At 37.7% G+C, this 13,628-nt stretch carries 15 protein-coding genes; 1 reads left to right on the forward strand and 14 read right to left on the reverse strand.

What is annotated here, in order from left to right; all coding sequences use genetic code 11:
* Window positions 1-26: 26 nt before the first annotated feature.
* The 7 genes from KSHG_RS13875 to KSHG_RS17100 form a co-directional block, all read right to left on the reverse strand.
* Entirely contained in the window at window positions 27-998 is a 972-nt protein-coding gene (locus tag KSHG_RS13875; protein WP_010308198.1) for a sensor domain-containing diguanylate cyclase, read from the reverse strand.
* 4 nt (window positions 999-1,002) lie between these two features.
* A complete protein-coding gene (locus tag KSHG_RS13880; protein ID WP_010308200.1) occupies window positions 1,003-1,800 on the reverse strand; it encodes an alpha/beta fold hydrolase in 798 nt (265 codons plus the stop codon).
* A 140-nt stretch (window positions 1,801-1,940) separates the two neighbouring features.
* Window positions 1,941-2,081 carry a hypothetical protein gene (locus KSHG_RS18435; RefSeq protein WP_154646913.1) on the reverse strand — a complete coding sequence of 47 codons (141 nt, stop codon included), beginning with the start codon at window positions 2,079-2,081 and terminating at the stop codon, window positions 1,941-1,943.
* A 71-nt stretch (window positions 2,082-2,152) separates the two neighbouring features.
* Window positions 2,153-3,685: a malate dehydrogenase (quinone) gene (gene mqo, locus KSHG_RS13890; RefSeq protein WP_083844906.1), complete on the reverse strand. Its 1,533-nt coding sequence runs from the start codon at window positions 3,683-3,685 to the stop codon at window positions 2,153-2,155.
* 366 nt (window positions 3,686-4,051) lie between these two features.
* The gene (locus KSHG_RS13895; RefSeq protein WP_010308206.1) at window positions 4,052-4,672 is read right to left on the reverse strand and encodes an NUDIX hydrolase; all 621 of its coding nucleotides are present in this window, start codon (window positions 4,670-4,672) and stop codon (window positions 4,052-4,054) included.
* A 131-nt stretch (window positions 4,673-4,803) separates the two neighbouring features.
* A complete protein-coding gene (locus KSHG_RS13900) occupies window positions 4,804-4,986 on the reverse strand; it encodes a hypothetical protein (RefSeq protein ID WP_010308209.1) in 183 nt (60 codons plus the stop codon).
* A gap of 140 nt (window positions 4,987-5,126) precedes the next feature.
* Window positions 5,127-5,963 (reverse strand): Gfo/Idh/MocA family protein, encoded by an 837-nt coding sequence (locus tag KSHG_RS17100; protein ID WP_010308212.1) that lies wholly within the window; start codon window positions 5,961-5,963, stop codon window positions 5,127-5,129.
* Between the two features lie 190 nt (window positions 5,964-6,153).
* On the opposite strand from KSHG_RS17100, the gene KSHG_RS13910 reads away from it, so the two are divergent.
* Window positions 6,154-6,810: a TVP38/TMEM64 family protein gene (locus KSHG_RS13910; protein WP_010308214.1), complete on the forward strand. Its 657-nt coding sequence runs from the start codon at window positions 6,154-6,156 to the stop codon at window positions 6,808-6,810.
* Window positions 6,811-6,846: 36 nt separating this feature from the next.
* Here KSHG_RS13910 and KSHG_RS13915 read toward each other — a convergent pair whose 3' ends face one another.
* The 7 genes from KSHG_RS13915 to KSHG_RS13945 form a co-directional block, all read right to left on the reverse strand.
* Entirely contained in the window at window positions 6,847-7,332 is a 486-nt protein-coding gene (locus KSHG_RS13915) for a glycosyl-4,4'-diaponeurosporenoate acyltransferase CrtO family protein (protein ID WP_010308217.1), read from the reverse strand.
* Window positions 7,333-7,348: 16 nt separating this feature from the next.
* Window positions 7,349-8,464 carry a glycosyltransferase gene (locus KSHG_RS13920; RefSeq protein WP_010308219.1) on the reverse strand — a complete coding sequence of 372 codons (1,116 nt, stop codon included), beginning with the start codon at window positions 8,462-8,464 and terminating at the stop codon, window positions 7,349-7,351.
* Window positions 8,465-8,477: 13 nt separating this feature from the next.
* A complete protein-coding gene (locus tag KSHG_RS13925; RefSeq protein ID WP_010308221.1) occupies window positions 8,478-9,977 on the reverse strand; it encodes a phytoene desaturase family protein in 1,500 nt (499 codons plus the stop codon).
* Between the two features lie 176 nt (window positions 9,978-10,153).
* A complete protein-coding gene (locus KSHG_RS13930; protein ID WP_010308225.1) occupies window positions 10,154-11,131 on the reverse strand; it encodes a papain-like cysteine protease family protein in 978 nt (325 codons plus the stop codon).
* 222 nt (window positions 11,132-11,353) lie between these two features.
* Window positions 11,354-11,833: a 23S rRNA (pseudouridine(1915)-N(3))-methyltransferase RlmH gene (gene rlmH / locus KSHG_RS13935; RefSeq protein ID WP_010308230.1), complete on the reverse strand. Its 480-nt coding sequence runs from the start codon at window positions 11,831-11,833 to the stop codon at window positions 11,354-11,356.
* Between the two features lie 90 nt (window positions 11,834-11,923).
* Window positions 11,924-12,088 (reverse strand): CxxH/CxxC protein, encoded by a 165-nt coding sequence (locus tag KSHG_RS17810; protein ID WP_010308235.1) that lies wholly within the window; start codon window positions 12,086-12,088, stop codon window positions 11,924-11,926.
* A gap of 132 nt (window positions 12,089-12,220) precedes the next feature.
* Entirely contained in the window at window positions 12,221-13,516 is a 1,296-nt protein-coding gene (locus KSHG_RS13945) for a S1C family serine protease (RefSeq protein WP_010308239.1), read from the reverse strand.
* Between the last annotated feature and the right edge of the window lie 112 nt (window positions 13,517-13,628).

Consider the following 13,628-nt stretch of genomic DNA (forward strand, 5'->3'; position numbering starts at 1 on the left):
GAGGACTCTTTCACGAGTCCTCTTTTTTACGTATTCAAGTCGTTATAAAATGTCACACGATTACGACCATTTTGTTTTGAATAATACAGTGCTTGGTCTGCACACTCAATTAGTGATTTCTCTGTGTCGCCTTCTCTATAATGTGTTACACCCATACTAATCGTTAACTTTTCAACGATTGGCCATACTTTTAAATCGACAGCTTGCTGCAATGCTATGGCACATTCATCAGGATGTCCTTGTACTAAAATCGTAAATTCTTCCCCACCAAATCGACAAACGATGCCTTGATCTTTGACGAATGTTTTTAAGAAAGCTGCAAGCTCCATTAAAATCTGATCGCCCGATTGATGCCCATACGTATCATTCACTTTTTTGAAGAAATCAATGTCGACAATCCATAATGAAAAATGCTCGTCTTCCATTTCATATGCGCGAATCGCTTCTACTACTTTTTGACTGAAGTAGCGCCGATTAAATAACTGTGTCAAATTGTCCGTATTCGAAATTTCTTCTAAACCTGAATTAATGACGAGCAGTTCATGTTGCTTCTGTTCAATTTCCGCATAAATTTGTTCGAGATGATCGAAAGCCTCTGATTTTTTAACGTATGCTTGTTCTGCTTGTTTTTGCAGCTTTTGCATTTCTTGTTCGTATTCCATTCGATGCTGCATCTTCATTAAAATATAATCGATGACATCCTCGCCGCCACGTACGTAACGTTTCGCGTTCAATAAAAAAGGAAGCGATTGACGCTCTGCATCTTTCATACGAATATAAAATTCTTCGACACGATTTTTTAATTGGATCGTCGGATAAAAATAAGAATGAAACATGATTTTATTCGTAGGTGATAAAAGTATTTCAATATGTTTGCCTAACAATGTTTCTTCATCATAAGACGTCCATTTTAAAAACGTTTCATTCACTTCCGTTATGAAGCCCTCATTATTCGTACTTAAAAACCCACATGGTGCTTTGAGTAAACGAATATCCATTATTTTATCCCTCTTTTATATAATCTTTCACGAATGCAATTGTCTCTTCTGGATGACTAATGTGTGGATAATGTCCTTTTGCCTTCAACAGTTGAAACTGACTATGTGGTAAATGTGCATGCAAATAATATCCGATTTCACTCGGTACGATACTATCATCTGCGCATTGTAAAATAAGTGACGGTGTCGTCATTTTCGATAGTTGATCTCGACAATCTAAACGAAACGTCACTTCAGCAAATTCACGTGCAATATGAGGATCTTGTGATACGAACACATTTTCTAACTGCTCTGCTGTTTTTTCAGTAGATGATTCTCCTAAAGCGAAAGGCGCCATATAACTAGCCCAACCTGTAAAATTCATTTCCATCATTTTTAATAGTTCTTGAACGTCTTCCTCTTCAAAACCACCTTTGTAATCTCCGTCGTTCATATAGCAAGGTGAAGGTCCAATCATAATGATTTTCTTAAATTTCTCCGGTTGGCGAATTGAAGCAAGCATTCCAATCATTGAACTTACTGAATGCCCTACAAAAATAACATCCTCTAATTGTAGTTGTTCAATAATTAATAATACGTCTTGCACGTACCCTTCGATGCTACGATAATTCGCATCGTATGCGTGAATATCTGATTTGCCTGCACCGACATAATCAAATAAAACGAGACGATATTCTTTTTCAAATGCTGGTGTTATTTGTTTCCACATGCTTTGTTCGCAACCAAAACCATGTGCAAATAAAATAACTTGCTTTCCTTCTCCTAAAATTGTCACATGATTTCGTGAAAAAATAGAATTCATTATAAACACCTCTCCTTACAATACTACGTTCTTTTCTTTATTATAGGTTAGAATTACTAATTTTTACATAATTTTTATTTGCTTATTAGGCCTATTTTTAAAACGCTTTAGTTTTAAATTACGCCATTTTATAGCAAATTTTACTTACTAAATATTTTCGTTGCCCATTTTTGTGCGGCAGGGGGCAACATTTTATAACCCGCCCCTTTTTGTTGTACGTCTAAAACAGCCGCAATACCAAATGCAAAACCGAGAATTTTTACGAATGAGATCTTTTTCATCGAAACTCCCCTCCTATTCATTTCATTATAAAAAAAACCCCGTCCGAAGACGAGGATTGATCATCTTAAAATTAGTCGTGTAATTTAAGAGATTTGTTTGTAGCTGCGTGTAATTCTTTGAAAAGTTCTGGATTATCGATCAGTTTTTGACCGTATGAAGGAATCATTTCTTTAATTTTTGGTTCCCATTCTGTCATTTGTTCTGGGAAACATTTTTTCATAACGTCAAGCATTACTTTAACAGCAGTAGACGCACCTGGAGATGCACCTAATAATGCTGCAACTGTACCGTTCGCACCAGTAATTACTTCTGTACCGAATTGAAGCGTACCTTTACCGCCTTTTTCAGTATCTTTAATTACTTGTACACGTTGACCAGCAACTACGATATCCCATTCATCATCTTTCGCTTCAGGAACGAATTTACGTAATTCATCTACGCGTTGACCTTTGTTTAACATAACTTGTTGTACTAAATATTTAGTTAAGCCCATTTCTTTCGCGCCACAAGCAAGTAATGTAAGGATGTTGTTCGGTTTAATTGAAGCAAATAAGTCCATATTAGAACCCGTTTTTAAGAACTTAGGTGAGAAACCACCGAAAGGCCCGAATAATAATGATTTTTTACCATCAATATAACGAGTATCTAAGTGAGGTACTGACATTGGAGGAGCACCTACTTCAGCAGTACTGTAAACTTTACCGTGATGTTGATCTGCAACTTCTTGGTTGTTACATACTAACCAAAGACCACTTACTGGGAAACCACCAACGTGTTTGCTTTCAGGGATACCAGTTTTTTGTAGTAAGTGTAAGCTACCGCCACCAGCACCTAAGAATACAAATTTAGATGTTACGTATTCTAATTTGCCATCAGCATTTTTAACTTTAACTTCCCAAAGACCATCTTTGTTTTGTTTAACGTCTTGTACTGAAGCGTTATAAGAAGCTTCAACACCTTCTTGTTGTTCTAAAGATGCCATTAAAATACGAGTTAATGAACCGAAGTTTACGTCCGTACCTGATTCGATGCGAGTTGCAGCAATTGGGCTTTGGCTCGTACGGCCCTTCATAATTAATGGGAACCATTCTTTTAATTTTGCTTCATCTTCAGAGAATTCCATACCTTCGAAAAGATGGATATCTTTAAGAGCTGCGTAACGTTTTTTAAGGAATTCTACTTTATCAGCACCTTGCACCATACTGATATGTGGAATTGGCATAATGAATTCTGATGGGTCTGCGATGCGACCTTGTTCTACTAAATAAGACCAGAATTGACGAGACACTTGGAACTGTTCGTTAACGTTGATCGCTTTAGTCGTATCAATTACACCATTTTTTTCTGGAGTGTAGTTAAGTTCACATAAAGCTGAGTGACCTGTACCAGCATTGTTCCATTCATTAGAACTTTCTAGACCTGGTTTGTCTAATTTTTCGTATACTTTAATTTTCCAATCAGGTGCTAATTCTTTAAGGAGTGTACCTAATGTCGCACTCATGATACCAGCACCAACTAAGATAACGTCTGTTGTAGTTTGTTTGTTACTCATGTTTACCTTCCTTATACCATAAGATTTGCAGAAAGGATGTAGGCACAGCATCATGAATTTCTAAACGAATTTGGCCTAAAAGCGACTTCGTCACACACCTTTTCTGTATCAATAATTTACCTTATTACAGTGTATCATAATTATTTATTGAATAAAATAAATAGTGCTATACCTCGTTTATACGCTATTTAAGTGAGCGAAAACAGAGAAATACGTACATTTTTTGAACAAATCGATTGTTATAAAATGTAGTTTCTTTCTTACTTGATGACAAAATCTACTAAAAATACCACGAAAATAATGATTTATATGAAGATCATTTTTCTAATACAATTGTTTATTTTGCCTCCTTTTTCATTTTTCACTATTATAACGCGATGACGATAAAAATAGTTAAAAAAAGCATGCGCCTTTTTATCATTCTAAACGTAATAGATCTAAGAAATATTTCATCATACGTGCAGTTAAGCCCCAAATTGTATAGCCATTGTACTCATAGAAGTACTCTTCTAATGCACGAGCGCGCCATTCATAATTTTTACCGTTCATAATTTTTTCAAAAGGGAAATCTTTAGATGGTGTTGGTTGCATGTATACTTGATGTACTTCAGGTTCCGTTTCTAGCAACCATTTAAGCGGCACTGTAAATACTTCGTCCACTTCGTCTCGGTTCATCGTATTCACTTCTCGAATATCTACTTTTGCTACGAAAGGATATATGACGAAAGATGGGGATACGACCATCGGACTCAAAGCACGAATAACTTGAGCAGAAGATGGTGGCACGCTTAATTCTTCGTATAATTCTCGAAGAGCAGCTTGCTCTGGATTAGCATCCGTCGCATCAATTTGTCCTCCTGGGAAACTAATATCTCCCGGTTGTTTACGCATAATAAGTGAGCGCACTTCAAAAAGAAGATGTGTCTCCCCGTTCACTTCAACGAGTGGAATGATAACTGCTGAACGGAAAGCTGTTTCCTCACCAATGAAAAGTGGTTGTGGCTGTTGCAATTTTTTTTCAAGTTTAGTTAAATCCATGTTATTTCCTCCAGTACGACCTTTTCGTAATCTCATCATAACATGTTCATTCATTCCATAAATATATAAAAAAGAATTGCCTTCTTACGACAATTCTTTTTTTCTTCCTATTATATAAAGATAGAAGATTTTTATTTATTTAAATCTTGATAATCCGTTTGGTAAGGACCACCGTCAGCAACTTCTGAATGATACAATGCCTTTAATGCTAAATGACGTTCTAAAGACATTTGTTTCATGATTGATTTTAATTCTTTTTGTAAAGCCGGTGTATTTTTCACGAGCTTATTCATTTGTTCGTTGTGATATTTCACGCAAGAAACCCTCTTTCGCTTAAGTACTTTTAGCTTACCTCTTTTGAAGAAGGAAAGCTATTGAAGTAACTCGTCAATCCACCGTTGTACGCGTGCACCTTCTGCGAAAGAAACCGTCAAACCGTCGGATGCGATCGTTTTTAAGAACGAATTACCAAGTTGTCCACAGGAGATATTTTTTCTTTTACTTCTTTTTCACTTATCCACAGCTCTCCCCAATTACGAATCGTCATCACCCTTTCGCTTCCGACTACGCGATATTCAATTCGTTCTATTTGAGCTGCGCCTGATGAAGCATTAAACAATACAGGTATACCCGATGTCGTTTTCCCAATAGCCATCGTTCCCGTTTCACAAAGTGTCGGATCGTCTGGATATTCCGTTTGATGTGCCGTCCATTGTAAGTCGCCAAATAAATGATGCGTCAACTGTAAGTAGTGCGGGAAGATTTCACGAATGAAACCGCCTTGTGCTCTCGTCGCAATCCATTCATTTTGTTGCCACGGTCTAGGCCATGCAGGAAAATGTGCATGACATTCGATTCGCAAAATATCCCCTAACGTTCTTTCGCGCACGGCTTCTCGTAATACCGCTACTTCATCGCTATACATCATCGGAAAGTGCATCGCATTTTTAACGTCATATTGCTGAACTACTTCGACCATTTTCTCCCCGTCTGCCGCATCGTGCGCAAGTGGTTTTTCTGATAAAACCGCAAAGCCACGTTTCGCAATTTCTTCTGCAAGTGGTGCATGACTAATCGGTGGTGTGCCGATGTACACCCAGTCTGGCTCTTTAGCGAAAAGTTCTTCTAATGAGTGTGTCGCACAAACATTATACGTTGTCGCTAAACGATTCATGCGCTCTTCATTTTCATCAAAAATCCCGACAATCTCATATGTAGATCGTTGTGCCGCTTCTCGTAAAATACGTTCGCCGACAACCCCTGTGCCGATTAATGCTAATTTTTGTCCCATTCCATCATCCCCTTTTATTGGAGTATACCAAGTCCTTACTTTTGCGTATACTATCTAGTTAATAGACACTTTCTGCATTATTGTTTCTGTTCATCACGATTTTATACAGGTATAATTTATGTTGATGCCCTTTATCGTATATTTGCATACGTGAAGGCTATTGATTCCATTTTAGTAAAGGAAGCGTCTCATGAACATTAAAAAGTTAATCATTCGCATCGTCTGTTACGTTGCGGTTATTTTATTCGTCCTATGCCTTTTTATACAAAGTGGATATACGATGAAAGATTTAAATCCAACTACTATTGAACATTTAGCTAATCATCATATTCCATTAATGCTTCTCATTATGTTTGGCATTATGCTTTGCCAAAATATCTTTACGTTTATTCCACTCGTTGTCGTCATCGGTGTGAATACGACATTATTTGGCTTTTGGCAAGGTTATGCATACAGCATTATTTGTAGCACGATTGCCAGTACACTCATCTTCTTATCTATTCGCTTTTTATTTCCCAATTTATTCGCCCATTCAAAACTTGAAAAATACGAGAAAAAAATCGAGAAAAATGGCTTTCTTTTCGTACTGTCTGGACGAATTTTACCGTTCATGCCAACGAATTTAATTAATATTTTATCGGGCATTAGCTCGATGAAAATATCTTCATTTATTTTAGGTACAGCAATTGGGAATACCGTGTACGGTTTCGTTCTTGCTGCGGCATCATTCGGTGTCATCTCTTTAGGCATACACGATTCAAAACTACTCGTTATTATGGCGCTCTTTTTACTATTCGCCTTTGTCGTATTTAAAAGTATTAAAAAAAGAACTCGCTCACAACCTTAAAAAAAGAGGACGTCGCAGTAGCGGCTTCTTCTTTTTTTAATGGCGCGACTTTCTCATCTCTTGTCTTTTTAAAGCACGCTCCAAACGTGCACGATTGTAACGCTGCGTCACGATAAACGGTACGTTCGCAATGACCGCATACAACACATTGAGCCACGCAGCCCAAGCCGGATTCCATAAAAAGAACAAAGGTGCCGGTAATAATAACACCCAGTGCGTCAATTCTGCACGTTTCGTTTCTGCACTAAATTCATTTAGTGCCTCTTGCCTCGTTCCGTGTAAATGACTTTTGTTGTAACTATGCTTCACAATGGAAGATCCGTCGATTAAATGCTTTTTCCACTTCTTCACTTGAAACAATCGATTCCAAAGCTGTCCTTCTTTTTCCCATTTAGCAATCGTAAAAAGTCGATGTTCTTTTAGAAAAAAGGAGAGAGGAATTTTGAAACAAATATACGATAAGAGGTAATGAAACAACAACCAACAAAAAAAGTTCACTAAAAATAATAGGAACAAGTTCAATACGTTCCCCCTCCTCTTATATTTTTACTTTCCGTCCTCTCCACGTAACTGTATGCAATACGTGCGTACAATAAAATGAATAGCTAAAAATCGCAATAAAGAAACTAATGAAAATCGGATACGCTACGATGATACTCCAATGGAAGTTGCCGACTTTACGTGTTAAACGGTACACACGTAAACCGTATAAGCTATACGAAATGACGCTAATAATGAGGAAAATTGGCTGTTGTAAAAACAATGCCCACATGAGTGCTGCTACTGTCATGAAGCTCCCCATGATCCACAGTTGGATGCAAAACATGACGAATGGATGTGTTGACTGGGAAGCGGTCGCTAAATTTTTCGTCCATCCTTCAACTAATTGCTTCGGTCCTTCCTCATGCATACGCATTTTCAAAATGCCTTTTCCTAAATGATTTGTCACAGGCAACCTCTCTTTTAAAAATACATCGCTTAATGCAAAGTCATCCATAATCGTATGTGCCGCTACTTCATGTCCGCCCGTTTTTCGATAGCTTTCTACATCACAAACGATGCACGGACCGAACGAACCAGCTGTTTTAAATTTCTTGCCCCAAAACGTAAAAACATTCATCCCGGTAATCATCGTAACGTTGAAAATGGCCGATAAATTTTCATACATTTTATAAATATAATGATACGGTTGCATAGAAAAAATACCTTTCCCACCTTGCTTTTGAAAGCCATTTAAAATCGTTTGCAAACTATTTTCTCCGATCAATTGTATGTCCGCATCTAAAAATAAAATCCATTCGCCCGTCGCAAAACGTGCCCCATATGCACAAGCATTCGCTTTACCCGGCTGCATATTTTCGAGTAGTTCACTTTTTAGTACACGCGCACCAAAAGACTTCGCAACTTGTTCTGTCTCGTCTGTCGAGCCATCATCTACGACAAGTACTTCGAAGTTTTGAAACTGTTGTTCATTCAACGATTTCAGTAGTGGTGGTAGTCGCAATTCCTCATTACGTGCCGGAATAATAATAGACAGTCTCGGTAAGTCGTCTTGTCTTTCTTCCATTCGTACGGTTGGCATTTTCCAAAACATAACTATGCCACAAAGAAGTCCAATCAACGCCAAAGCTTGAAGTACTATAAATACGATCATCTACACTTCCCCCTTAGAGCGATGAAATACGATCCTTGCCGACGATTTTCGCAGCTACTTGTTGACCGCTTAACGTCACCATCGGCATACCGCCACCAGGATTTACGGTGCCTCCTACGAAGTACAAATTATCGTATTGCTCACTTTGCTTTTTATGTTTGAAGCCTTTATTCATTTTCTTATCAGACACCGTGCCGTAAATCGCACCACGGTCTGAACTGTACGTACGTTCAATATCGTGTGGCGTCCACATGTCGCGCGTTACGATGTTTTGTCTTAAATCCGTCAGCCCCATACTTTCTAGCTTTATTAAAACTTCCTCCGCAAATGCCTCGTAATCTTGACGTGTCATACCATCTTCTTGAAGATATGGTATGTGCGGTAAAATTTTTAAATTTTCGTGTCCTGGTAGCGTTTGACTGTCATCCGTTTTATTAACATTCACGACGTAAATCACCGGATCATCTGGCAGTATATGTTGCTCAAAAATACGCGTCATTTGTTTTTTAGCATCTCGTGAGAAAAAGAAATTATGATGCGCTAATTGCGGATATTGTTTTTTAACACCTAAATGTAAAACGAGTCCCGAACTAGCTGGTTCAAATTTTTTCTTTAGTCGTTCTGTAAATTTCTCAGGTTCTTTCGTCAGCTGTTCATATGTAGGAATGACTTCCATATTCGATATGAAATAGTTCGCTGTTAATTTTGTTCCGTCATCTAAATAAGCAGCTATCACGTCTTTTTTATGTGTATCGAGCTTCACGACTTTCCTGCCTAAATGGAACGTCACGCCGATTTCTTTTGCTAGTGTAACGAGTCCGTTCGCCAGCTGATTCATACCGCCCTTCACGTACCAAATTCCTTGTGCATGTTGCATGTAAATCATCATGTTTAATACAGCTGGTGCGTGATAGGCAGACGAGCCGACGTATTTAACGATGTAGCTCAACATATCTCGAAAATGCGCATTTGAAATACGCTCATCGATTGCTTCAAACATCGTCGAATGAATATCAAACTTCCTTAGTGCTTTCAGCGGTCCGTGCGCACGCAAAATATCAGACATCGTATCTAGCCCTTGGTCGAAATACCCTTCTTCTGTGATGTCATACAGCTTTTTTGAATAAGCTAATAATTTTTCGTACTGTTTTATGTCTTTTGCTGTTAACGTGTCGTTTTTATTTTTCATATCGTCTAAATCCTTATGCAAATCTAGCACGTCACCGTCCGGGAAAAAAGTGCGCCACTGATGAGGTAAATGCTCAATTTGCACATAGTCTTTCATTTCCTTCCCGCTACGCGCAAAAAGCGACTCGAAAATATGTGGCATCGTCAAAATCGAAGGCCCTAAATCAAAGCCGAAGCCATCTTGCTCCAAGCGATTCAATTTACCACCAATATGCTGATTTTGCTCGTATACATCGACTTGATATCCTTGTTGTCGCAAAGAAATCGCAGCAGACAAACCGCCCAATCCTCCGCCAATCACAACTACTTTCGTTTCTTCTCGCATGTATGATCCCCCTCTATATTTTTACAACTTCCACCATTTTTACTTATTATTAGTTTTCCCTATTCCGTGGACTTTCAATCTATTGAAGTGAAATTGTGTACATAAAAACGGCAATCATATGGTAAACAAAAAAAACAGACATAACTAAAGTTATGTCTGTTTTATATGTAACTATTTTATTTATTATAATCAACAACGATGTAAGGTTGTAATTGGAATGGTTTCGGTGCTATGTTACGGTCATTCCACATCCCGAACCAACGCTCTAATGGATAGAAGTAATAACCATCTTGCCAATGATCTGAAGTATCATATGGGTCTGCAAAAATTAAAACGTCATCACCGATACCTGGTGTACCGTTGTTATCGTATCCAATAATTGCTTGCCAATGTCCGCCCCAATCGCCCCATTCAACCATAATTGGACGATCATTATTCAAATGATTTGTTAGCCATTTTACGAAATAACTATCTTTTGCATCTTCAACCCAAGCTTCTGTTGTGTCGCTATTTTCCGATGCATATAAGCTATTCCATAAAAATGTTTCTGGTAAATTACCAACATTATTACCCGTTGCGCCCGAATCAGCTTGAATTAAATCAGATTTTTTATAGTCTGCACGATAGCTCGTTTCTACCACTTCAAATCCTTCAACACTTGTGAAAAAGTTATAAAGCTTAGAAACATCTGATCCGTACTCATGGAAATTATTCGCCGAACCAGGTAATGCACCTTTCACATCAAGGTCAGTCATTGCTTTCATTTGAACCGCAATGTCCATTTCTGTCATTTTGTTATAACCAAAATGATTCGCTACCATTAATGCTGTAACTGGACCACAAGACCATTCTGTCGTTTGTTGCATCGTTTGGAATTTTTCAATGATTGTTAAGTTTTCATCTGATTTCATATTATAAAAATCAGGTGCTTTGTAATAACGAGATTCTTTATTATCTCCCGCATTGGCGTATGCATCTGCACCGCCTGCTTTGTCATAGTCTTTGCCTTCGATTGGCGTTGGTTTAACTGCCACAGTAGTTTCTGCTGACGCGTTTGTGTCTACTAAAGCCTCCGTATTGTCTTTTGTTTCTTTGTCTGAGCATGCACCCAGCAACATTACAGATGCTAAAACTGCTGTAAGGGTTTTTTTCATTTATCACTCCGCCTTTTCTTTTGATTGTATGCAATTCTTGCACAAGAATTTATTATAGATAAAAATAGATTTTTTAGCAATATTATTTTAAAAATTCAAGAATACACATAATAATGGGAATTTTTTGAACAAAAAAGCAACTTCTGCTTTGATTGATATGGAGTTTAAATTTAAATAAATAAAAAAAACGTTGAGCCTCTATCTCAACGTTTTTTTACGCACTTACTTATGATACGGTTCATTCTTCATAATTCTAAAACTGCGGTACACTTGTTCAACGAGTACGAGTTTCATCAACTGATGCGGCAAGGTCATTTTACCGAATGATAATAAATCATTTGCACGTTTAATGACGTCGTCGTGAAGACCGAGTGATCCGCCGATGACAAAAACGATTTTACTATGACCGTACGTCATACAATTTTCGATGTCTTTTGAAAGTTGTTCAGACGTACGCATTTTTCCATTGATTGCGAGTGCCATCACGTATGCGTCTTGAGGGATTTTCGCTAAAATACGTTCCCCTTCTTTTTTCTTTACAATTTCCATTTCGGCATCGCTTAATTGTTCTGGTGCCTTTTCATCTGGCACTTCGATTAAATCAATTTTCGTATAGCCATTTAAGCGTTTAACGTATTCTTCAATGCCCATCTTTAAATATTTCTCTTTTAATTTCCCAACAGAAATTAACGTTATACTCACAATTGGTTCCTCCTATTTTTTTGCTAATTTTCTGAGTTATCCACAGTTTTCTGAAAGTTATCCACAGATACCCCTATATGTTGTAGGAGGTCATTTGTTCGCCACAATATATGTCGCTTGTTCTGCACAATACTCACATTTTTCGTTATTTTGTTCGTTTTCTTGCAAACGATCCATAATTGGAAAATCCTTCTCAAGGGCTACAAACATGTCTAGGGCGTGCCCTACATGCTCTTCACAGCTAAAAATTTTCATTGACAGTCTCCTTTAAATATGTTTTTATGTTTTTTCTAATCTTCCTCATTGTAGCAAACAAAAAGTGGATAGAAAAGCAAAGTTCGCCTCATCTATCCACCGTTTATCCACTAAGTTATCCACATGATGGGATTAACTTTCATTTGTAAGTGTACTCGTTAATGTAACAGTTTTATTAATTATTTCCCCGTTACGATACGCTTTAATTTTCAGTGTATCTCCAACTTTTTTGTCGTTGTATAACACTTTGCGTAAACCAATCGCATTTTCTACTTTTTTACCGTCTAGTTCAACAATCACATCATATTTTTCAAGACCTGCTTTACTTGCTGCTGTACCTTTTTCTACGCCTGTAATAACGACGCCTTCCGTTACGTCTGCTGATAAGTTTAATTCGCTTTGTTGATAGTAACTTGGTACGTCAGCTAAGTCGGCTAATGTAACGCCAAGTGATGGACGTTCTACTTTCCCATTTTTCTCTAATTGTTCAATGATTGGAACGGCCGTATCGCTCGGAATAGCGAAGCCAATTCCTTCTACTGATTCTTGGCTATCTGAAATTTTCATTGAGTTAATACCAATCACTTGTCCCGCTAAATTCACGAGCGCGCCACCTGAGTTCCCTGGGTTAATCGCTGCATCTGTTTGAAGTACTTCTGCATTCCAATCTGCTGTACCGTCAGAATTTAAATCTACCGGTACTGAGCGATCTAAACCTGAAATAACACCTGTTGTAACAGAGCCATAATAATCTAAACCGAGTGGATTCCCGATTGCCATAACCGATTCACCTTTTTTAAGAGATGAAGAATCCCCGAATGTTGCGACTGTTTTTACGTCTTTACTTGAAATTGAAATGACTGCTAAATCCGTCCAAATGTCAGTGCCAACTAATTTCGCATCGGCTTTTGTTCCATCTGCTAGTCTTACTTCTAATTCATCTGCATCTTCGACTACGTGATTGTTCGTTACGATGTACGCTTGATTGCCATCTTTTTTATAAATAACCCCAGAACCTGTCCCCGCTTCTTCAGTTACAGCTTCTTTTGAAGATGTTTGATTTCCTCGGTTTCCTCTATTACCGAATGAGCCCCATAAATCTTGTTGGGATTTTTGTAAGTTGACGACACCAACAACCGCATCATCTACTTTATCGACAGCTTCTGTTGTCGCTGTGGATATGTCTGTGGATACTTTAACAGGATCTGATTTCATAACTTGTGTCGTTGTTGTTGAGCCTGCTGTATCGTTATTTAAATTATTCGGTACGATGAGCCAAACGAGTAATGCTCCGACGATTACACCGATTAACGCGCTTAAAAAATAACCTAACTTGCTTTTCCCTTTATTTCGTTTAGAGGGTGGTATCGGTTGTTCGTATTGCTGTTGGTCTGATTGTGATGGTTTTTCATTATCATAAATGCTCATTGTACTTACCTCCTATTATATTCTTATTATTACTGTAATACTTGAACATGAAAATTAGATGAAAATCGGTTAAAAATTAACATAAAAATGGCACCAATATTATTATTTCCAA

This window comes from Kurthia senegalensis (assembly GCF_000285595.1).
GTDB lineage: Bacteria > Bacillota > Bacilli > Bacillales_A > Planococcaceae > Kurthia > Kurthia senegalensis.

Excerpts from the sequence above, each read along its gene's own strand:
- KSHG_RS13875 (WP_010308198.1), bottom strand. The coding sequence starts at position 998 with ATGGATATTCGTTTACTCAAAGCACCATGTGGGTTTTTAAGTACGAAT.
- KSHG_RS13880 (WP_010308200.1), bottom strand. The coding sequence starts at position 1,800 with ATGAATTCTATTTTTTCACGAAATCATGTGACAATTTTAGGAGAAGGA.
- KSHG_RS18435 (WP_154646913.1), bottom strand. The coding sequence starts at position 2,081 with ATGAAAAAGATCTCATTCGTAAAAATTCTCGGTTTTGCATTTGGTATT.
- mqo (WP_083844906.1), bottom strand. The coding sequence starts at position 3,685 with ATGCTGTGCCTACATCCTTTCTGCAAATCTTATGGTATAAGGAAGGTA.
- KSHG_RS13895 (WP_010308206.1), bottom strand. The coding sequence starts at position 4,672 with ATGGATTTAACTAAACTTGAAAAAAAATTGCAACAGCCACAACCACTT.
- KSHG_RS17100 (WP_010308212.1), bottom strand. The coding sequence starts at position 5,963 with ATGGGACAAAAATTAGCATTAATCGGCACAGGGGTTGTCGGCGAACGT.
- KSHG_RS13910 (WP_010308214.1), top strand. The coding sequence starts at position 6,154 with ATGAACATTAAAAAGTTAATCATTCGCATCGTCTGTTACGTTGCGGTT.
- KSHG_RS13920 (WP_010308219.1), bottom strand. The coding sequence starts at position 8,464 with ATGATCGTATTTATAGTACTTCAAGCTTTGGCGTTGATTGGACTTCTT.
- KSHG_RS13925 (WP_010308221.1), bottom strand. The coding sequence starts at position 9,977 with ATGCGAGAAGAAACGAAAGTAGTTGTGATTGGCGGAGGATTGGGCGGT.
- KSHG_RS13930 (WP_010308225.1), bottom strand. The coding sequence starts at position 11,131 with ATGAAAAAAACCCTTACAGCAGTTTTAGCATCTGTAATGTTGCTGGGT.
- KSHG_RS17810 (WP_010308235.1), bottom strand. The coding sequence starts at position 12,088 with ATGAAAATTTTTAGCTGTGAAGAGCATGTAGGGCACGCCCTAGACATG.
- KSHG_RS13945 (WP_010308239.1), bottom strand. The coding sequence starts at position 13,516 with ATGAGCATTTATGATAATGAAAAACCATCACAATCAGACCAACAGCAA.